The organism is Hymenobacter lucidus (genome assembly GCF_020447265.1).
Classification (GTDB): domain Bacteria; phylum Bacteroidota; class Bacteroidia; order Cytophagales; family Hymenobacteraceae; genus Hymenobacter; species Hymenobacter lucidus.
The window spans coordinates 436,127-454,946 of sequence record NZ_JAJADR010000002.1 but is presented as its reverse complement, the minus strand read 5'-3'; the positions used below and the strand labels follow the sequence as shown (position 1 = coordinate 454,946).

The following is an 18,820-nucleotide window of genomic DNA, read 5'->3' as shown; positions in this document are numbered from 1 at the left end:
TGAGAAAGGTATTGGCCAGCAAGGTTCTACTGGAGGCACGTAGTTTGGACATGGACGGTGGGCCGGTGGCGGTTCATTGGAATTCGGAAGATAACACCGAAATGCGGTTTGGGTTGCGCGTGGGCCGGTGGGCCAACGTGGCGGCGCCGAAGTCTGCCGCCCGCACACACAACTTTGGCCGGGGTAAAACCTCCCGATGTCACTGGCAATACATAGTTATGTCACACCTGTGACATAACTATGTATTGCCAGCGCGCCAGTCCGGCCCCGCTTACCGACCTTTGCGCCATGCACACCCTCGAACAGCTGCGCGCCGGAACCCTGGCCGGCACTCACCGCCTCGACCTTTCCTGCGACCTGACCGAATTTCCCCGCGAGATTTTCGAGCTGGCCGATACGCTGGAAATCCTGAATCTGACCGGCAACAAGCTCTCTACACTACCCGCTGACCTGCCCCGGCTGCACCGGCTGCGCATCCTGTTTTGCTCCGATAATGAGTTTGAACAGGTGCCCGCCGTGCTGGGCCAGTGCGAGCAGCTGAGCATGGTGGGCTTCAAGGCCAACCGCATCCACACGCTGCCCGGCGCGGCCCTGCCGCCCCGCCTGCGCTGGCTGATTCTGACCGACAACCAGTTGCGCGAGTTACCGCCGGAAATCGGTAATTGCCGGCACTTGCAGAAGCTGATGCTGGCCGGCAACCAGCTGGAATCATTACCCGAAACCATGCGCAACTGCACCAGTCTGGAGCTGCTGCGCCTGGCCGCCAACCGCCTCCCGGAGCTGCCCGCTTGGCTGCTGGCACTGCCCCGCCTCACGTGGCTGGCCTACGCCGGCAACCCCTGCAGCCAGCCGGCCGAAGCCCGGGCCGAGGCCCAGCATCCCATCGGTATTATCAATTGGCAAAGCTTAGCGGTAGGCAAGTTGTTGGGTGAGGGCGCCTCGGGCGTGATTTCGCAGGCCCGCTGGCAGCCCGCAAGCGGCGCGGTGCGGGAAGTGGCCGTGAAAGTTTTTAAGGGCGCAGTAACCAGCGACGGACTGCCGCACAGTGAAATGGTGGCCTGCATCAGCGCCGGTGCCCACCCCAATCTGACCACGGTGGAAGGCAAACTAGGCGGGCATCCGGCCGGGGCCGAAGGGCTGGTACTGGAGCTGATTGACCCCGCTTTCTGCAACCTGGCCGGGCCGCCCAGCTTTGCTACCTGCACCCGCGACGTGTATGCCGAAGGCACCCACTTTAGCCTGGCCGCCGCCCTGCGCATTGCGAGCGGCATTGCCTCGGCGGCGGCTCACCTGCACCAGCAGGGCATCCTGCACGGCGACTTGTACGCCCACAACATCCTGGCCACTGCCACCGGCGACGCCCGGCTGAGCGACTTCGGGGCGGCCAGCTTTTTCGATGCGACGAATGAGGCTACGGCCCAGGGGTTGCAACGCCTGGAGGTGCGGGCTTTCGGCTGCCTGCTGGAAGAACTGCTGGATCATTGCGACGAAGCGGCTACCGCCACCGACGATTTTCGGCGGCTGCGCGGGTTGCAGCAGCGGTGCGTGGCGGATGCGGCGGCGCGGCCCCGGTTTGCGGAAATTCTGGCCGAACTGGCGTAGCGGTGGCAAGCCGGCCAGCTTTTGTGCGGCGGGCAGTGGGTTTCAAGTAGCTGATTGCCCTATCTTTGTGGCATGAACGCTCCTTTGTTTCAAATCGGTCAGGCCATTGTCTGCACCAACGACGACTTCACCCTGCTACTGGCCCAGAATCCGGCTATCCAGACGCCCAAGCGCGGGCCTATCTACACCGTGCGTGGCCTTTATGATACTCACAAGGGCTTTGGCATCACGGTGGCCGAAATCAACAATGCCGGGGTAGCACCGGGCTTTCCCGAGGCCAACTTCCACGAAAGCCGCTTTGCCGCCCTGCCCGACGTGGAGGAGCTGGACCTGGCTGAGCTGCTGGAAGAGACGGTGCCGGCTTCCTACTAAGCCAAGCGCGGCCGTAAGCAGCCAAAGGTGAATGACGGGAACAATCGGGCGGGAAATCTGCGTATGGGTAGGGTCAACTCTTAACCTGCAGGCCGCCGTTATGAAGCTTCCCGGATTAAAAATACGACCCAAGCGGGACGACGTCCCCGAAGATAACTACAGCAAATGGGGCTGGTACGCCATGGCCTTTCTCTCGGTGCTGTGGCTGCTCTATAACTTGTTGGATGGCAAATAGGAAGAGGTGTTTCCCCTGGTCCTGTCATTCTGGGCATTCCGCGAATTAAGCGGCGACGAAGGACCTTCCTCTGATAAGTGACAAACCCAATTCAACGCGAAAAAGCCCTTTACCGCTCCGGTGGTAAAGGGCTTTTTCGCGTTGGTACAAGCTACAGTGGGGTAGGTGAGGAGCCAGATGAAAGATGACAGGCGAAACCCAACCTTTCATATTAGAAACACACGCCTTTCCAAAGCCCCGACTGCCGCAGCGGCCGGGGCTTTTCGGGCTTACGGCTACCAGTTTTTGAGCGGTTATTAGCATACTGCTGAATAAAATTCGGGCCAGCCTGTAACCTTCCGCCGGCAGCACAGTGTCCACGCCCAGATAGCCACTCTCAACGCCTTTCTTCTGCCCGTCACCGGTGCGGGCCGCCTGATCTTCCGCTGCCGGCAGTAGCCGCTGCTCCCGTCTCACCCCTGCTCTTTCTGCTTCGTTTCGCGCCGTTTTTGCGGCTGCCTGGCGCCGCTTTGCCTTTTTTTTGCGCCGGGTGGCCGGCTGCTTCTCGATTCGGTTTTCCGCACCCCAACCACTCACACTATGTCTTTCACCCGTACGCTTTGCTTGTTGCTGCTGCTCTTGGCCTGGGTTGCCGGCCGGCCCGCTGCCTTTGCCCAAACTACCCCCATACCGACGGCCACGCCCGACGCCAAAGCGCCGGCCCCGAAAAAGCAGCTGCAGGCCGTGCGCATCACCGGGGCCATCAAGCTCGATGGCGTGCTCGATGAGGCCGCCTGGCAGCAGGCGCCCGTGGCTACCGACTTTGTGCAGCAGCGGCCCAACCCCGGCCAGCCCGAGCGGCACAAAACCGAGGTGCGCGTGCTCTACGACGATGCCAATCTCTACATCGGGGCCGTGATGCACGACTCGTCGCCGGACTCAATTCTGCGCGAAATGACGGCCCGGGACCAGTTTGGTAATTCCGACCTGTTCTGCATCTTCCTCGACACGTACCACGACCAGCTCAACGGCTACAACTTCGGCGTGACGCCGGCCGGGGTGCAGTACGATGCGCGCTACTCGCCGGCCGGCGGGGAGGACTTTAACTGGAATGCCGTCTGGGACGCCCGCACCACCCAGCGCGGCACCGACTGGTACGCCGAAATGCGGATTCCGTACTCAGCCATCCGCTTCAGCAAGGCGCCCGAGCAGCTCTGGGGCCTCAACTTTGCCCGGCAGCGCAAGTACGACAACGCTCAGTATTTCTGGAATGAGGTGAAGCCCGCCGTGAACGGCTTCGTAAACCAGTGGGGCGACCTGCGCGGCATCCGCGACGTGCAGCCGCCGCTGCGCCTTTCGCTCACGCCCTACATCAGCAGCTACGTGAACCACAACCCGCTGAACGCCGAGGGCACGCGCCGCACCACCACGAGCTTCAACGGCGGGGCCGACGTGAAGTGGGGCATCAATGAAAGCTTCACCTTGGATGCCACGTTGGTGCCGGACTTTGGGCAGGTGCAGAGCGACAATCAGGTGCTGAACCTGTCGCCGTTTGAGGTGCAGTTTGCCGAAAACCGCCAGTTCTTCACCGAGGGCACCGAGCTCTTCAGCAAGGGCAACTTGTTCTATTCGCGGCGGGTGGGCGCTACGCCCATCGGCTTTTACAACGTGAAGAAGGGCCAGCGCGAAAAGCTGGTGCGCAACCCCGCCGAAACTCAGTTGCTGAACGCCACCAAGGTATCGGGCCGCACGAAAAGCGGGCTGGGCATCGGCCTGTTCAACGCCGTGAGCAATGATATGTACGCCACCCTGCGCGACACCGAGACGGGGCAGGAGCGGGAAGTAGCCACCCAGCCTTTCAGCAACTACAGCATTGCGGTGCTCGACCAGAGTTTGAAAAACAACTCCTACGTCTCGCTTATCAACACCAACGTGACCCGCGCGGGCCGCACCTACGACGCCAACGTGACGGGTGGCCTGTTTCGCTTCAACGATAAGAAAAACGCCTACGCCCTGGATGGCAGTGTAGTGTACTCGCGGCGGCGCGGCAACGTGTTCGGGGAAGACACCCCGGTTGGCGACCAGGACGGCTACAAGTACGCGGTGGGCGTGGGCAAAATCAGCGGCAATTTCACCTGGGACGTGAACCACGGCATCGAGTCAGACTCGTACAATCCCAATGACCTGGGCATTTTGTTCGGCAATAACAACATCACCCAGCGCGTGGGCGTGGCCTACCGCAAGTTTCAGCCCTTCTGGAAGGTAAACAACATGGCCTTTTTCGGGCAGGTGGGCCACGCGCTGCTCTACAAGCCTACGCGCTACCAGAGCCTGTATTTTTATAACGGCTTCAACACCACCTTCACCAAAAGCTTCCTGCAGATTGGCTACGACCTGCAACACAACGCCCGCACCAACGACTTCTTCGAGCCCCGCACAAACCCGCTGGGCGAGTTCTACGTGCGCGTGCCGGCCAACACCGACTTCGTGGCTTTTCTCAACTCCGACACCCGCAAGCAGGTGGCCCTGGGCCTCAATGCCGGCGTGCAGTACTATGCCCAGGATGAGCGCCTAAGCCGGCCGCGCCGGGTGCGCTACAGCCTCGGGGCTTACCCGCGCTACCGCGTGAATAACCACCTCACCTTCCGCTACAGCCTCGACTGGAGCCGCAGCCGCAACCAGATCGGCTACGTAAACGGCGGCCTGAGCGAGGATGAGCCGCTCGACCAGCCGTTTATGGGCCAGGTGCTGCTGGGCCGGCGCGACGTGGCCACGGTGTCCAACGTGCTGCAAGCGGCCTACACCTTCACCAACCGTATGTCGCTCACGCTGCGCACCCGTCACTACACCAGCACCGTGCGCTACCAGGATTTCGTGACGCTAGCTCCCGGCGGCCAGGAAACGCCCGCCGACTACCAGCGCCACCGCGACAATACCTACAACGCCTTCAACGTGGACGCGGTGTACGCCTGGTGGTTTGCGCCCGGCTCCCAGATCAGCGTGGTCTGGAAAAATGCCAACAGCCCCGACGCGCAGGCCAACGAGTTTACGCCCCTCTACTTCCGCAACCTGAGCAACACCATCAATACGCCCCACAATAACTCCCTCTCGGTGAAGGTGCTGTATTACCTGGATTACCTGGCCTTTCGGCGGAAGCGGTAGGGGTTATTTACCGTGGGTCAATGCCAGTGCCTGACTGGTCTTGGCATCAAGAATAATTTCAAAAACGCCCCCTTCCCAGCCTTCCGGCAGCGTCCCGCTGATGTACCAGAACCCGTCAATCAGATAGGCTTCATAAGGCCGTTGCCGGCTGATATTATCCTTGCCATACACCTTGAAAAGCATAGACTCGGCTACTGTAATGGCCGTGGCTTTATCTGGTAGCAGAACCGCTTGAAACCCGGGTTTCTCCCGCAGCATCTGGCGCACTCTTTCATAAGCCGCGGCTTCTCCTGATACTGAGCGGCCCTTAAAATTCTGCCCGAAAGAATTGCAGCAAGTCAGTAGAATCAGGAATACGGCTGGGATAAAATACTTTGTCATCCAAGGGTAATTTCAATAGACCAAAGTAGCGCTAACTGGATAGTACGCGCTACTTTGGTCTATTATAAAGTGCTAGTCCTCCGTACCGTCGTCCCACCACACGCCGCTGCCGGGGCTGGTGGCCGGCACGTTGAGGCGGTTGTTATCCAGCTCGTTCTGAGGGTAGGGGAAGCGCCGGGGCGGGGCGCCTTCGGGGTTGTGCAAGGCCGGAATGCCGGTGCGGCGGTAGTCGTTGTAGGCCTCGATGGGCTGATACACGAAAAAGCTCAAGTACTTCTGGGTGATAATGTTGCTTAGCGTGAGGCCCGCCGCTCCCGGCGACACGCTGACTTGGGCCAGGTAGGCCGTAGCAGCGGCCGGGGGCACCAGCTGTTGGGCCAGAGCGGCAGCCACCGCCGCCTGATACGCCGTGTAGGCGGCAGTGCGGTTGCCGAGGCGCAGGTTGGCTTCGGCCTCAATGAATTTCAGCTCTGCGTACGTCATCAGTGGCAGGGGCGCGGTGGCGTTTACCAGCTGCGGCGAGGCCCGCGAATACAGCACGCTGCCCTGGTCGGTGAGGGCGGTGCCGTTGGGCGCGGCCACCCGCGTGCCGCCCGGAATAGTGTCGACGAGCAGGCCGCCGCGCGGGTCGTTGAGCGTCGTAAACAGGTCGTAGATGGTGGTGCTGACGGCCAGGTGACTCCGGTCGTTGCGCTCCTGGTACCAGGGGTTTTCGCCGATGGAAGCCGTGGTGAAGCGGGTGAAAATCCAGCCTTCGGTGGGGGCCGTGAAGCCCTGGGCGGCGGCAGCCAGGGCCCGGGTGGCCGAGCCGGCGGCGTCGCGCTTGCTGAGGCGGTTGGCGTAGCGGGCTTTCAGCGAATACGCCACCTTTTTCCACTGGGCCGGGTCACCATTGAAGAAGAAGTCGGTGTTGCCGGGCGTTGCCGCCGACGGCTTGTCCAGGTCCAGAATGGCCTCGTCGAGCAAGGTCTGCATGCTGGCGTACACCGATTCCTGGGTGTCGAAGGTGGGCTTCAGATTGCTGGCGCCCTGCAGGGCGTTGGTATTGGGCACGCGGCCAAACAGGTCGGTGGCAATGCCCAGCACGTAGGCTTTCAGGATTTTGGCAATGCCCACGTAGCGCCACGAGCCGGCCTCCGAGCCGATGCTGCCCTGGCGGATAATCGTGTCGACGTCCTTGAGGTTGGTGGCGTAGATGTTGCTCCAGTTGTTGTTGGTCACGTTCGACACAAAAGCGCCCGGGGCGCGCTTGTCGATTTGCTCGAACTGGGCGTGTACGCCGGTGGTATGCTCCACGAATACCGACGAGTACCAGGCCAGCTCGGTGCCCGAAATGCCAAAGGCGGCGTCGGTTTCCACTTGGGGCAGGAGCAGGCGCAGGCTGGCCGTTTCGGGCCGGTTGGGGTTGGTATCAATGTCGTCGAGCACGTCGTCGGAGCAGGCGGGAGCAGCCAGCAGTAACCCAGCCAGACCCAGCACGGCGAAGAATTGTTGCGTTTTCATGGCAGTAGTGCGGTTTGGGGTGAGTTAAAATGACACGCGTAGACTGGCACCGTAGCTGCGCGTCTGGGGCAGCGACACGTACTCGACGCCCTGCCCGTTGCCGGCCCCGCCCACGTTGGTTTCGGGGTCGAAGTTGGGGTAGTCGGTCCACAGGGCCAGGTTGCGGCCCGTGAGCGAAATACTGGCCGACTGCAGCACCTTGGTTTTCGTTACCAGCGCGGCGGGCAGCGTATAGCTCAGGGCAATTTCGCGCAGCCGCACAAAGTCGGTGCTGTACACGTGCGACTCGTCGATGGGGTCCAGCACGTTGCGCCAGTAGTTCTCGTCGCGCTGAATCACGATGTCGTTGGGCACGTAGCCCGTCACGGTGCCGCCGGCGTCCGTCACGGCCTTCACCCCGGGAAAGATGTAGTCCGACTCCCGGTCTTCGGTCTGGGCGTCAATGCCGTAGAGCTTGGCCAGCTTGGTATTGCCGGCGTAGGCCACACCGCCGCGCCGGATATCCACCTGCGCCGACAAAGCCAGGCCCTTCCACTCAATCGTGTTGCTGAGCCCCATGTCGTAGTTGGGCTGCACGTTGCCCAGCGGCCCCGAGTCGTCGGCCGCCGTGGGGTAGCCGTCCTCATCCACGATAATCTGGCCGTCGGGCGTGCGGGCGTAGCGCACCCCGAACAGAATGGGGTAGTTGGCCCCGGCCTGGGCCCGCACGTTGGGCGTGGTAAAGCCGCCGAGGAAGATGTTGTCCACGCCCTCGGCCAGGGCCAGCACCCGGTTGCGGTAGCTGGTAAAGTTGCCGCCCAGCGTCCAGACGATGGTTTTGGTTTGCACCGGCTTCACGGCCACGGTCAGCTCGTGGCCCTTGGTTTCGAGGGAGCCGGCATTGGTCAGGCGCGAAGTGTAGCCGGTCGAAAAGGCCGTCGGTACCTGGAAAATCTGGTTTTTTGACTTCTGAATGAAATAGGTGTAGTCGAACGTGACGCGGTTTTTCAGAAAGCGCAGATCAGTGCCGAATTCCAGCGTGTTGGTGTTCTGGGGCTTCAAATCGTTGGAGCGCAGAATGTCGCTCTGCGTGAGGGCTGCCACGCCGTTGAAGGGAAACACGATGCCGTCGGTGAGGTAGCCCGAGGCGCTGCCGCCGGGCAGGTAGATGTTGCGCGTGGAGTAGGGCGCGTCGGGCTGCTGGCCTACCTGGGCGTAGGAGCCGCGCAGCTTGGCAAACGAGATGATATTATCGGGCAGTTTCACGGCTTCCGTCAGCACCAGGCCCAGGCCGATGGAGGGGTAGAAAAAGGTGCGGTTGCCGCGGGGCAGGTTTGACACGTAGTCCTGGCGGGCCGAGCCGTTGAGGAACAGCAGCTCGCGCCACGACACGTTCACGTTGCCGTAAAAGCCCACCACGCGCCGCCGGTTGATGTTTTCGGCCGTGTTCTGGGTCACCGTGTTGTCGATGTTTTCCAGCCCGCCGATGGTCACGCCGTTGCCGATGAGCGTCTGGAGCCGGTCCCGGATGTCGTAGAACTCGTTGCCCACCAGCAGGATCAGACCAATGTCTTCCGTCACGTTTTTGTCGAAGGTGAGCGAGGCGTTGGAGTTGACCTGGTTCTGGGTGAAGGCGTAGTTGGTAATCTGTCCGCCGGCCGGCACTGGCGTGCGGCCCCCGGTATTGCCCGAGCCCAAATCGTAGAACTCGTGGCCCTCGGTGGTGAAGTAGTCCAGCCCCAGCCGGTAGTTGAAGGTCAGAAATTCGAGCGGCTTGTAGCTCACGTTGGTGTTGCCGAACACCCGGTGCGTGCGCTCATTGAAGCGGTTGTGGGCCAACGACCAGCGCGGGTTGTCAATGGCGGCGCGGTAGTGAATCTGGATGTTGGGGTTGGTCGGATCTTCGAACGGAATGCCCCACAAGTCGTAGCTGCGCGGCGCGTAGTACGTGGTAAACAGCGGGTTGGAAAGGTTGGAGCCGCCCGGCAGCTTGTCGATGTAGGTGTCGGCGTAGTTGGCCGAGGCCCCCACGCGCACCTTCTTGCCGATGGCGTAGTCGCCGGCTACCTTGGCGTTGTAGCGGTCCAGGCCGGTTTGAGGAATAATGCCTTTCTGCCGGGTGTAGGCCAGCCCAATGGCAAAATTGCCGTAGTCGCCGCCCCCAATGAGGTCCACGGCGTTGGTCAGGGTGTGGCCGGTCCGGAACAGCGGTTCGACGTTGTCGTACACCTTGCCCGGCACCAGCGGCTTGCCACCCTTGTCGAGCACCGTGGGGTCAAGCTCCGTTAAGCGTGGGCCCCACGACGTGGAGGTGTTCTGGCTGAAGGTGCCGCCCGTGCCCTGCGCATAGGTGCTTTGCAGATCCGGCAGCACCGACACCTTATCAAAGCTTACGTTGGTGCTGTAGCTGAGCACCGGCTTACGCTGGCCCTGGCCTTTTTTGGTGGTAATGACTACCACGCCGTTTGACGCGCGCAGCCCGTAGAGCGCCGTGGCCGCGCCGCCCTTCAGCACCGAAATCGACTCAATGTCCTCCGGGTTGATATCCAGGGCCCGGCTCGACTGGTCGGGGCCGCTCACCGCGCCCACCGTTGCGTTCAAAAAGCCCACCGCAAAGGCCGGGTTGCTTTCAATGGGCATTCCATCAACCACGTAGAGCGGCTGGTTGTTGTCGGTAAACGAGCGGCTGCCACGCACCGTAATCAGCGACGAAGCGCCGGGCATGCCGCTCGACTGCCGTACCACCACGCCGGCTACTTTGCCCTGCAGGGCGTTGGTCACGTTGGGCTGGCCCACGCGCGTCACGGCCTCGCCCGACACCTGCTGCACGGCGTAGGTCAGGGTTTTGGCCTCGCGCTCAATGCCGAAGGCCGTCACCACCACCTCGCCGAGCTGCTTGGTGTCGAGGGCCAGCCCCATGTTAACAACTGATTCGGTGCCGATGGATCGTTCCACCGACGCGTAGCCGATAGAGCTGAAAATGAGCGTGCCGCCCTCGGCGGGCACCGTAATAGTGTAGCTGCCGTCGGCGTTGGTGGAGGCCCCGTTGGTGGTGCCTTTCAGCAACACCGTCACGCCGGGCAGGCCCTGGCCGTTCTGGCGGTCCGTTACCCGGCCCGACACGGCGCGGCTCTGGGCTGCCACCTGGGCCAGGAGCGTCAGCATAAGCACGAAACTCAGCAGTAGGTTTTTTTTCATGGCTGTAGTGCGTTAGAAGAATAAGAGGAGGCGTAGCGAGTGGCACTGCCCCGTCGGGGCACGGGGTGGGGGCGAAGCAGCGGGCCCGCACTACCAGACGCGGTAGAGCAGCCCGCTACCCGCCGCCGAAAGCCGCCGCACTCACCTACAGCGGCTTTCTGGTTTCTCCGGGCTTGCAGCCCCGAACGAAATCTGGTTGATACAGGCCCGCTGCCTGACCAAGTGCCGGCACCGCGGACCGGCAGGAGAAGCGGGATGGAAAAGGCAGTGAAAACTGCTGGGGGAAATGCTCCTCGGCTTTGGCACCCGGGCGCAGGGCGCAGCGCGGAACAGGGGAAGCTAATCAGTCAAAAGAGGCCATAAGAAGCGGGGGAGGCGGTAATCCCGATAACAATTACCCTTTTGCCAGCACCGACACCCGGCTGAGTGGGAAATTCCGGTCGGGATTATCGAGGGCCTGCTGTCGAAACTCGCTGGGCGTAAGGCCGGTGGCAGCTTTAAAGGCTTTGTTGAACGACACTTTGTTGTTGAACCCCACCGCGTAGGCCACCTCGATAATGTAGAGCTGCCGGCGGGACATATTGCGCAGCAGCTCCTGGGCCTCGGCCACCCGCAGGCTGTTGACGTACTCAAAAAAATGCAGGCCAAGCTGCTCGTTGAGCACCTGCGACAGGTGGTGGCGGCTCAAGCCCAGGCGGTCGGCCAGGGTGTCGAGGCGCAGGTCGCTGCGGCGGTAGAGGTGTTCGGTTTGCATCAGCTCTTCCAGGCGCTGGGCCCAGTGCCGAGCCAGCTGCGGCGGCAACCCTGAATTCTGGTAGCGCGGCACGGGCATAGAGGTGGGCAGTGGCGCGGCAGACTCCGGGGTGGCGGTTTTTGGCCCGGGCGGCAGCCTTAGCTGGCCACGCAGAAACAGATAAGCCAGCGGGCCGAATAGCGCCACGAGCAGTGCCAGCAACCCCACTAGTGCAAAGCCGGCTGTCCATTGATCCAAGTTGGGCTCTTGCATAGCGTGAGTTGGTTTGGTGACTACCGCCGGCAACTAGCCGGACCCACAGGTGATGATGCCGACTTAAGCAAAAAGTAGCACGGCTTACCCAATAAAATTTTCAACCTCTTTTGCGTGGCTGTTTGGTAGCCAGTGGCTTACTGTGCTGCGGCCCGTGCTGCCAGCCCTGCCCGGGCCACAGCGCTTGCTGGTGGGAAAGTTGGAAAGTAGCACCGGTGCTTGTCCGCGAAAAGCGGGTTCGGTGGGAAATGCCTGCCAAGCCAGTACTTTGCGAAGCCAACGGGCCGCGTCGCCCGACGCGCGTCAATACTCCGCCCGCGCACCCGCCCCAATCCCCGCCATGAGCCTGGACCCAATTACGTTTCTGCAGCATACCGCCGACGCCGAAAAAACCGTCGTCTATACCCAAACGCCCGATGGCGACGAGCAGCCGCTGCCGGCCCTGCTCATTGCCCAAACCAACCGCCAGCGCCTATTCGTGACCCTGGAAGCGCGCCGCCGCTACGTCACCTATTCCTTTCTGGATGACTCCTCCGACGACATGGAGCTGGATTTTGTGCAGGACTACGAGGAAGTGGAAGCCCTGATGGAAGATGCGGGCCTTTTCGGCAGTCACGACGGCGAAGTGGGGATTTTATACCACAATCTGCTGTTTCTGCTGATGAATCCGTAAGAAGCGGCGCGGTGTAGGGACGCAACCAAGCTTCTTGTCGTTGAATGATTACACTCGCACGGCGCGGACCCTGAGACGCAAATATGCGCCTCTACATTGTTCAACAACCCGTACTGCATCCAAGCCCGGCTTCGAAGAACCCGCCATGCTCCGTTGGTCTGACATCCTGATTTTCGCCAAGTACAGCAACCCCGAGCCGCCCCGCCGCCTGCACAAAAACGAGGCCGAATGGGCCGCGCTGCTCACGCCTGCGCAGTACCGGGTATTGCGCCAGCAAGCCACCGAGCCGCCCTACCGCAATGCCTACTGCCGCAGCTATGAGCCCGGTCTGTACCTGTGCGCCGGCTGCGCCACCCCGCTTTTCGACTCCACCACGAAGTACCACGCCATATCGGGCTGGCCCAGCTTCACGCAACCGCTGAGCAAAAGTGCCATCTGCTACGCCTTCGATGAGGGCCACCACATGCAGCGCATCGAGGCCCGCTGCAACTGCTGCGGTGGGCACTTGGGCCACGTATTTCCGGACGGCCCCGCGCCCGGCGGCCTGCGCTACTGCATCAACTCGGAGAGTTTGGTGCGGGTGGATGAGTGACAGAATAAACAGCGCTAGCATGCTCCCGAAACGACCTCACTCCGCAGCGCCGGGCGACTTTTCTTTCGGATCAAACGGGCTGGGTACGACTGTCTGCTTGGCTGCCAGCACGTTCTTATCCACCACGTACTTATCGTAGATTTTGGGGTCAATCTTCTTGCGGTTGATAAAGAACAAGCCTGCGTTGAAGCCCCGGCGGCGCACCCACTCGTTTTCCACGAAAGCCACCAGTCGCTCGGCGAAATACGGCCCGGCCGCGGCGGCACCATACTGACCGGTGAAATACTGCGCCACCGGGGCTGGCTCCTTGATGAAGTCGGGGCGGCCTTTGCGCAGCGCATCCACGTCGCGCACCCAGCTACCGTTGATGATATTCATGGCGGGGTAGGGGGCCGGGTTGCCCCACATTACCTTTTTGCCCGGCCCGTTCACGTTGGCAAACCACGGGAAGTTGGCCATGATAAAGCCCGAGAAGTAAGCGTATTCCACCGGGTCGTATTTCCGCTCCCGGAACACCAGCGTTACTTCGCGCCGCTGCTGCCGCACCAGCCGCCGAAACTCCCGTCGAAACTGCGGGTCGGAAAAATACTGCTTGGCTTCGGCGAAGTCGTTGAATAGCAGCCACAGCCCGTTGTAGTGCACCGAGCCGTGCAGGTAGTTTACCACGTGGGGCATGCGGCGCTCCGGGCCGTGGGGTATTTCCGGCACCGCCGTCGACTTCTTGACCATATCGGCCAGAAAATTTCCTACTTTCTGCAGTATCACCTCATCGGCCTCGTAGCCGCTTTCCGGCCGGGAAGGGCTCCGAAACGCCACATTCTGGCCCCACACTGGCACCTGCGCCGTGGGCGTGAGGCCGGTGGCCCAGGGGTGGCTACGGGCCACCAGGCCGCTGCTAATCTTCTGCACGTGCCACAGCCGCAGCACGTGGTAGGCCCCGAACGTGTTGTGAATCACGTCACCCCGCACGATGTTGACCAGCCCCCGGATGTTGTAAGCCAGTGTGGCGAAAGGGCCACGGTGCGCGGGCGGCTGCACAGGCGGGGCGGACGAGCAGGGTTTCATAGGCGGCGGGCAGTAAAAAGAGTTACGGAAGTAGTAGTAGCGCCAAAGCGGCTGTCTGGCAGAGCTTGTTAAAGCAATTCTGCCGCAATACCAAACAGACGCGTTTTGGTAGCAAAGTTTCTTCGACTGTACTCAGCAGCACAGAAAGGAGGAATAGCAAGATAGCTAATTTGGTAATAGCGCCGCTACGCCATCATTCGCCTCCTGCCGCCTACTAGCGTACCGTCTTGCATTCCGCTTCGGCTATGATATATTGCTTCGTCGGAGCCGGCAAAACGGGCCGCGCCGACGAGCTACTTTGATTCTCTTGCCAGCCCATTTACTACCTCCACCTGGCTTCTATTCCTGGTTCCCGATTTTCCCTCACCGCAGGCATGAGCACCCGCTTCAATAACGTCCGGTATTACTTCTACTCCTTTATCTATGACCTGGCATTGCAGTGGTTTTACCGGCCCTTGGTGCGCCGGCTCATCGGGGCCGTGAATGCGCAGGCGGGGCAGCGGGTGCTGGAAATCGGGGTGGGCACCGGCATTACCATTCCCTTCTACACCGGCCACAAGCACGTCACGGGCATCGACTGCTCGTTGCCGATGCTGAATCTGGCCCGCAAAAAGGCCGCCCAACACCCGGCCGTGCGCATCGCGCTGCACCACGCCGCGGCCGAAGACTACAGCACGGCGGCCGGATTCGAGCAGGTGGTGTTTTGCAACTCGTTGTCGGTCATCGACGAGCCTGCGCAGGTACTGGGTGCTTACTACACGGGTTTGCCGCCGGGCGGCAGCCTCTACATTCTCAACCACTTCACGGCCGAGCACGGGCCGCTACGGCAGCTCGATAAACTGCTGACGCCGGTAGGCAAAACCCTGGGCTTCCGAAGCTTCTTTCCGCTGCTGCCGCTGCTGAGCCCCGAAATGCGGCCCGGCCTCACGGTACTGGCCGGCGGCTACTGGCGCATTGTGCGCATCACCAAACCCCTCATTGCCGCATGAAAAACCGGAAGCACCTGCTGCTCCATTGCCTGCTGCCGCTGCTGGTCAGCCTGGGTATCTACGTGCTGTTTCGGCCGCGTAATACCATCGTCAACGAGTTGCTGTTCCAGTTTATGACCACCAAGCCGCCTATGCTGCATCTGGCCTACTGCCGCTGGATTGTGCATAGCCTGCCGGGCGCGCTCTGGCTATATTCATTTCTGAGCTTCAGCGCCGTGCCTACCCGCCGCCTGCTGAGCCTCTTGCCGCTGGCTATGGCCTTGGGCATTGAGGTGGTGCAATACCTGCACATCACCGACGGCCGCTTCGACTGGCTCGACGTAGCCTTCTACCTCGGGGCCTGGCTGGTGTTCAGCGCCCGGCAGTGGGGGAGCCGCAGCCCGTTGCTGCCCGAGGCGCCCCGCCCGCGCCTGACGCTGCGCTACAAGTTTGCCTACGGGTTCTTCATCGGTATTGTCCTGCTTTCTGACGTCTGGTTTAAATGAGTAATTCGCCCGTAGTATCCATCATCATTCCCACCCTAAACGAGGCCGCTGGGTTGGGCCATTTGCTCACTTACATTGCCGCCCACGTAGGCGAGAACGTGACCTATGAAGTCGTAGTGTGCGACGGGGGCAGCCAGGATGGAACCGTGGCGCAGGCCCGGCACCACCACGCCCGCGTGGTGCAGGCAACGCGGCCCGGCCGGCCCGGGCAGCTCAACCTGGGCGCGGCGCAGGCAGCCGGTGAAATCCTGTATTTCCTGCACGCCGATACGCTGCCGCCGCCCGCCTTTGGCCAGCTCATCACCCACTACTACCAGCAGGGCTACCCCAGCGGCTGCTTCCGCCTGCAGTTCGACCACGGCCACTGGATTCTGCGCCTCAGCAGCTGGGCCTCGCGCTTCAATACCCGCAACTTCCAGTTTGGCGACCAAAGCCTCTACATCCAGAAAGCCCTGTTCCAGCAGTTGGGCGGCTTCGACGAGCAGCTGCTGCTGATGGAAGACGTGGAAATGGTGACCCGCATCAAGCGCCGCCACCGCTTCGTGCTCATGCCCCAGCGCGTGGTAACCTCCGCCCGCAAATACCTCGACCACGGCGTGGTGCGCACCGAAATGACCCATTTAGCCGTGCTGCTGCTCTACGTGGGCGGCCTGCGCCAAGCCCGCCTGGCCCGGGTGTATAAGCGGCTGCTGCGGAAGCACTAAGGTAGGTTCAGACTCAGACGTCGTGGCCTAAACCGTCATCCTGAGCATTACGCGCATGAAGCGGCGAGGCAGGTTCTTCATTTCGCTTCACTACACTCAGGATGACAGATGGAGTAAGTCCAAAATGTCAGCCGGAAAGCAGAACAGCCGCTGTAACTAACCAGCTCATTTCCTGCCATTTCCGAAGTATTCAGAACCGCCGTTCAGATGCAAGGCCGCTGTGTTGCGTATGTATACTCTGGTACTTTTACCGGCTTTCCGCGCAGCTTTTCTCATGGCCAAACCATCTTCCCTGCCCGCTTCTACAGATTTCTCCGGTTTCGTGCGGGTGCGCGGGGCCCGGGAGCACAACCTCAAAAACGTCGACCTGGAAATTCCGCGCGACGCGCTGGTGGTGTTTACCGGGGTGTCGGGTTCCGGCAAATCGTCGTTGGCTTTCGGTACGCTCTACGCCGAGGCCCAGCGCCGCTACCTCGAGTCGGTGTCGCCGTATGCGCGGCGGCTGTTTCACCAGATGGCCGTGCCCGAAGTTGATTCCATCGAAGGTTTACCGCCGGCCGTAGCCCTGCAGCAGCAGCGCGGTACGCCCACCACCCGCTCATCGGTGGGCTCGGTTACCACGCTCTCCAACCTGGTGCGCATGCTTTACTCGCGGGCCGGCGACTACCCCGCGGGGCAGGGCATCGTGTACGCCGAAGGATTTTCTCCCAATACGCCGGAAGGCGCCTGCCCGCAGTGCCACGGCCTGGGCCGCATCTACGAAGTAACCGAGCAAACCATGGTGCCCGACCCTACGCTTACCATCCGGGAGCGGGCCATTGCGGCCTGGCCCCAGGCTTGGGGCGGCCAGAACCAGCGCGACATCCTCGTGACGCTGGGCTATGACGTGGACACGCCCTGGCAGGAGTTGCCGCAGAAAGACCGGGACTGGATTCTGTTCACCGACGAGCAGCCCGTAGTGCCGGTGTACCCCGGCTATTCGCCCCAGGAAACCCAACGGGCTCTGAAACGCCGCGAGCCGCCGAATTACATGGGCACATTTACGGGCGTGAAGCGCCACGTGCTGCACACCTTCGCCACCACGCAAAGCCCGCTGATGAAGAAGCGCGTCCTGCAGTACATGCTCAGCACCGAGTGCCCGCTCTGCCAGGGCAAGCGCCTGCGCCCCGAGTCGCTGGCCGTGAAGTTTGCCGGCCTCGACATTGCCGATATGTCGCGCCTGCCGCTCAAGCGCGTGGTGGCCCTGCTGCGGCCCTTTGCCGACGGCACTGCCAAGCGCCAGGCCCACGACACGGCCCACCCCGAGCAGGCCATTGTAGCCCGGCGCATTGCCGAAGACTTGGTGGCCCGCCTGGCGGTACTGCTGGATCTGGGCCTGGGCTACCTAGCTCTGGAACGCAGCACGCCCACGTTGTCGCCGGGCGAGTTGCAGCGGTTGCGGCTGGCTACGCAGCTGTATTCCAATTTGTTCGGGGTAGTATATGTGCTTGATGAGCCTTCGGCGGGGCTGCATCCTTCCGATACCGAAGCCTTGCTCAAAGCTTTACACAGCCTGAAAGCGGCGGGCAACTCGCTGTTTGTGGTCGAGCACAATCTTGACGTAATCCGGCAGGCCGACTGGCTCGTGGACGTGGGCCCGGCCGCCGGCGAAAAGGGCGGCGAAGTGCTCTACAGCGGCACCCCAGCCGGCTTGAATGCGGTACTGGATTCGCAGACGCGCCGCTTTTTATTCGATGCTGCTGACAACGTAACGCCCCGTACCCCGCGTACTCCCGGCGGCTGGCTGCGGCTGGCTGGCGTCACGCGCAACAACCTTGATAACCTCAGCGTGGAGTTTCCGCTGGGCGTTTTCACCACCGTTACCGGCGTGTCGGGCTCGGGCAAATCGAGCCTGGTAAGCCAGGTGCTGGTGGAATTGGTGGCCAGGCAGCTGGGCCAGGATGTGACGGCCGAAGAGGAGGAAGCCGACCCGCTGGAGCGCGCCGCCCCGGCCACCACCGGCGGAAAAATCGTGGGCGGTATAGAGCACATCAAGCGGCTGGTGCGCGTGGATCAGAAGCCGATTGGCCGCACGCCGCGTTCCAACATGGCCACCTACACCGGTTTATTTGACCATGTGCGCAAGCTATTCGCGGCCACGCCGGCGGCCAAAAAGCGCCGCTACGATGCTGGCCGATTTTCATTCAACGTAGCCAAAGGCCGCTGCGAAAATTGCCAGGGCGAAGGTTCCGTGATGGTGGAGCTGCTGTTTTTGCCTAGCGTGTACGCACCCTGCCCGGTGTGCCACGGGGCCCGCTACAACGCCAAAACCCTGGAAATTACGTACCGCGACAAGAATATTGCCGAAGTGCTGGCTCTGAACGTGGACGACGCCTGGGACTTTTTTGCCGACGAGCCCACCGTGCAGCGCGCCCTCACGGTGCTGCGCGAAGTGGGCCTGGGCTACCTGCGCTTGGGCCAGCCCGCCACCGAGCTGTCGGGCGGGGAGGCCCAGCGCATCAAGCTGGCCACTGAGCTGCAGCGGGCCCAGCGCGGCAACTCGCTCTACATCCTCGACGAGCCTACCACCGGCCTGCACCCCTCCGACGTGGAAAAGCTGCTCACCCAGCTCGACGGCCTAGTGGAAGCCGGCAACACGGTTATCGTAGTAGAGCACGACATGCGCGTGGTAGCTGCCTCCGACTGGGTGATGGACATTGGCCCCGGCGCCGGCGACGAAGGCGGGCAGGTAGTAGCAGCCGGCTCCCCGGCGAAAGTTGCCCGTATGAAGCAAAGCCGCACCGCGCCGCATCTGCAGCGGTTTTTGGACGGGGTAGGGTAGATGGGGCACCGCCCAGCTGGCGGCGGAGAATTAGAAATAAGGCTGGCACATGATAATACGCCCGGAAGTCGGCA

15 protein-coding genes are annotated in these 18,820 nt (G+C 61.9%); 10 read left to right on the top strand and 5 right to left on the bottom strand.

The window, feature by feature from the left end; translation table 11 throughout:
• The first annotated feature begins 288 nt into the window (after positions 1-288).
• From LGH74_RS08645 to LGH74_RS08635, 4 genes are all read left to right on the top strand, one after another.
• The gene (locus LGH74_RS08645; protein WP_226174628.1) at positions 289-1,602 is read left to right on the top strand and encodes a leucine-rich repeat-containing protein kinase family protein; all 1,314 of its coding nucleotides are present in this window, start codon (positions 289-291) and stop codon (positions 1,600-1,602) included.
• Positions 1,603-1,674: 72 nt separating this feature from the next.
• Positions 1,675-1,974, top strand: a complete 300-nt coding sequence (locus LGH74_RS08640; RefSeq protein WP_226174620.1) for a hypothetical protein — start codon at positions 1,675-1,677, stop codon at positions 1,972-1,974.
• Between the two features lie 100 nt (positions 1,975-2,074).
• Complete coding sequence (locus LGH74_RS24860) at positions 2,075-2,209, top strand: hypothetical protein (protein ID WP_262904581.1); 135 nt, start codon at positions 2,075-2,077, stop codon at positions 2,207-2,209.
• Positions 2,210-2,788: 579 nt separating this feature from the next.
• Positions 2,789-5,350, top strand: a complete 2,562-nt coding sequence (locus LGH74_RS08635; protein WP_226174618.1) for a DUF5916 domain-containing protein — start codon at positions 2,789-2,791, stop codon at positions 5,348-5,350.
• Between the two features lie 3 nt (positions 5,351-5,353).
• Here LGH74_RS08635 and LGH74_RS08630 read toward each other — a convergent pair whose 3' ends face one another.
• The 4 genes from LGH74_RS08630 to LGH74_RS08615 form a co-directional block, all read right to left on the bottom strand.
• Positions 5,354-5,731, bottom strand: coding sequence for an NTF2 fold immunity protein (locus LGH74_RS08630; RefSeq protein WP_226174616.1), 378 nt, complete (start codon positions 5,729-5,731; stop codon positions 5,354-5,356).
• A 72-nt stretch (positions 5,732-5,803) separates the two neighbouring features.
• Positions 5,804-7,234, bottom strand: a complete 1,431-nt coding sequence (locus LGH74_RS08625) for a SusD/RagB family nutrient-binding outer membrane lipoprotein (RefSeq protein ID WP_226174615.1) — start codon at positions 7,232-7,234, stop codon at positions 5,804-5,806.
• Positions 7,235-7,258: 24 nt separating this feature from the next.
• Positions 7,259-10,411, bottom strand: a complete 3,153-nt coding sequence (locus LGH74_RS08620; protein ID WP_226174612.1) for a SusC/RagA family TonB-linked outer membrane protein — start codon at positions 10,409-10,411, stop codon at positions 7,259-7,261.
• A 394-nt stretch (positions 10,412-10,805) separates the two neighbouring features.
• Complete coding sequence (locus LGH74_RS08615) at positions 10,806-11,417, bottom strand: helix-turn-helix domain-containing protein (RefSeq protein WP_226174610.1); 612 nt, start codon at positions 11,415-11,417, stop codon at positions 10,806-10,808.
• Between the two features lie 340 nt (positions 11,418-11,757).
• Between LGH74_RS08615 and LGH74_RS08610 the strand changes: the two genes are divergently transcribed.
• Both LGH74_RS08610 and msrB read left to right on the top strand, forming a co-directional pair.
• The gene (locus tag LGH74_RS08610; RefSeq protein WP_226174608.1) at positions 11,758-12,090 is read left to right on the top strand and encodes a hypothetical protein; all 333 of its coding nucleotides are present in this window, start codon (positions 11,758-11,760) and stop codon (positions 12,088-12,090) included.
• Positions 12,091-12,235: 145 nt separating this feature from the next.
• Positions 12,236-12,682, top strand: a complete 447-nt coding sequence (msrB, locus tag LGH74_RS08605; protein WP_226174600.1) for a peptide-methionine (R)-S-oxide reductase MsrB — start codon at positions 12,236-12,238, stop codon at positions 12,680-12,682.
• Positions 12,683-12,718: 36 nt separating this feature from the next.
• Here msrB and LGH74_RS08600 read toward each other — a convergent pair whose 3' ends face one another.
• Positions 12,719-13,747: a hypothetical protein gene (locus LGH74_RS08600; RefSeq protein WP_226174598.1), complete on the bottom strand. Its 1,029-nt coding sequence runs from the start codon at positions 13,745-13,747 to the stop codon at positions 12,719-12,721.
• Between the two features lie 374 nt (positions 13,748-14,121).
• On the opposite strand from LGH74_RS08600, the gene LGH74_RS08595 reads away from it, so the two are divergent.
• The 4 genes from LGH74_RS08595 to uvrA all read left to right on the top strand — a co-directional run bounded on the left by LGH74_RS08595 (position 14,122) and on the right by uvrA (position 18,746).
• Positions 14,122-14,736, top strand: coding sequence for a class I SAM-dependent methyltransferase (locus LGH74_RS08595; protein WP_226174596.1), 615 nt, complete (start codon positions 14,122-14,124; stop codon positions 14,734-14,736).
• Complete coding sequence (locus LGH74_RS08590; RefSeq protein ID WP_226174594.1) at positions 14,733-15,221, top strand: hypothetical protein; 489 nt, start codon at positions 14,733-14,735, stop codon at positions 15,219-15,221. Before LGH74_RS08595 ends, LGH74_RS08590 begins: the two co-directional genes overlap by 4 nt.
• A complete protein-coding gene (locus LGH74_RS08585) occupies positions 15,218-15,925 on the top strand; it encodes a TIGR04283 family arsenosugar biosynthesis glycosyltransferase (protein WP_226174593.1) in 708 nt (235 codons plus the stop codon). Before LGH74_RS08590 ends, LGH74_RS08585 begins: the two co-directional genes overlap by 4 nt.
• A gap of 274 nt (positions 15,926-16,199) precedes the next feature.
• The gene (uvrA, locus tag LGH74_RS08580; protein ID WP_226174591.1) at positions 16,200-18,746 is read left to right on the top strand and encodes an excinuclease ABC subunit UvrA; all 2,547 of its coding nucleotides are present in this window, start codon (positions 16,200-16,202) and stop codon (positions 18,744-18,746) included.
• The last annotated feature ends 74 nt before the right edge of the window (positions 18,747-18,820 follow it).

Coding starts and splice junctions, on each gene's coding strand:
- LGH74_RS08645 (WP_226174628.1), top strand. CDS start 289: ATGCACACCCTCGAACAGCTGCGCGCCGGAACCCTGGCCGGCACTCAC.
- LGH74_RS08640 (WP_226174620.1), top strand. CDS start 1,675: ATGAACGCTCCTTTGTTTCAAATCGGTCAGGCCATTGTCTGCACCAAC.
- LGH74_RS24860 (WP_262904581.1), top strand. CDS start 2,075: ATGAAGCTTCCCGGATTAAAAATACGACCCAAGCGGGACGACGTCCCC.
- LGH74_RS08635 (WP_226174618.1), top strand. CDS start 2,789: ATGTCTTTCACCCGTACGCTTTGCTTGTTGCTGCTGCTCTTGGCCTGG.
- LGH74_RS08630 (WP_226174616.1), bottom strand. CDS start 5,731: ATGACAAAGTATTTTATCCCAGCCGTATTCCTGATTCTACTGACTTGC.
- LGH74_RS08625 (WP_226174615.1), bottom strand. CDS start 7,234: ATGAAAACGCAACAATTCTTCGCCGTGCTGGGTCTGGCTGGGTTACTG.
- LGH74_RS08620 (WP_226174612.1), bottom strand. CDS start 10,411: ATGAAAAAAAACCTACTGCTGAGTTTCGTGCTTATGCTGACGCTCCTG.
- LGH74_RS08615 (WP_226174610.1), bottom strand. CDS start 11,417: ATGCAAGAGCCCAACTTGGATCAATGGACAGCCGGCTTTGCACTAGTG.
- LGH74_RS08610 (WP_226174608.1), top strand. CDS start 11,758: ATGAGCCTGGACCCAATTACGTTTCTGCAGCATACCGCCGACGCCGAA.
- msrB (WP_226174600.1), top strand. CDS start 12,236: ATGCTCCGTTGGTCTGACATCCTGATTTTCGCCAAGTACAGCAACCCC.
- LGH74_RS08600 (WP_226174598.1), bottom strand. CDS start 13,747: ATGAAACCCTGCTCGTCCGCCCCGCCTGTGCAGCCGCCCGCGCACCGT.
- LGH74_RS08595 (WP_226174596.1), top strand. CDS start 14,122: ATGAGCACCCGCTTCAATAACGTCCGGTATTACTTCTACTCCTTTATC.
- LGH74_RS08590 (WP_226174594.1), top strand. CDS start 14,733: ATGAAAAACCGGAAGCACCTGCTGCTCCATTGCCTGCTGCCGCTGCTG.
- LGH74_RS08585 (WP_226174593.1), top strand. CDS start 15,218: ATGAGTAATTCGCCCGTAGTATCCATCATCATTCCCACCCTAAACGAG.
- uvrA (WP_226174591.1), top strand. CDS start 16,200: ATGGCCAAACCATCTTCCCTGCCCGCTTCTACAGATTTCTCCGGTTTC.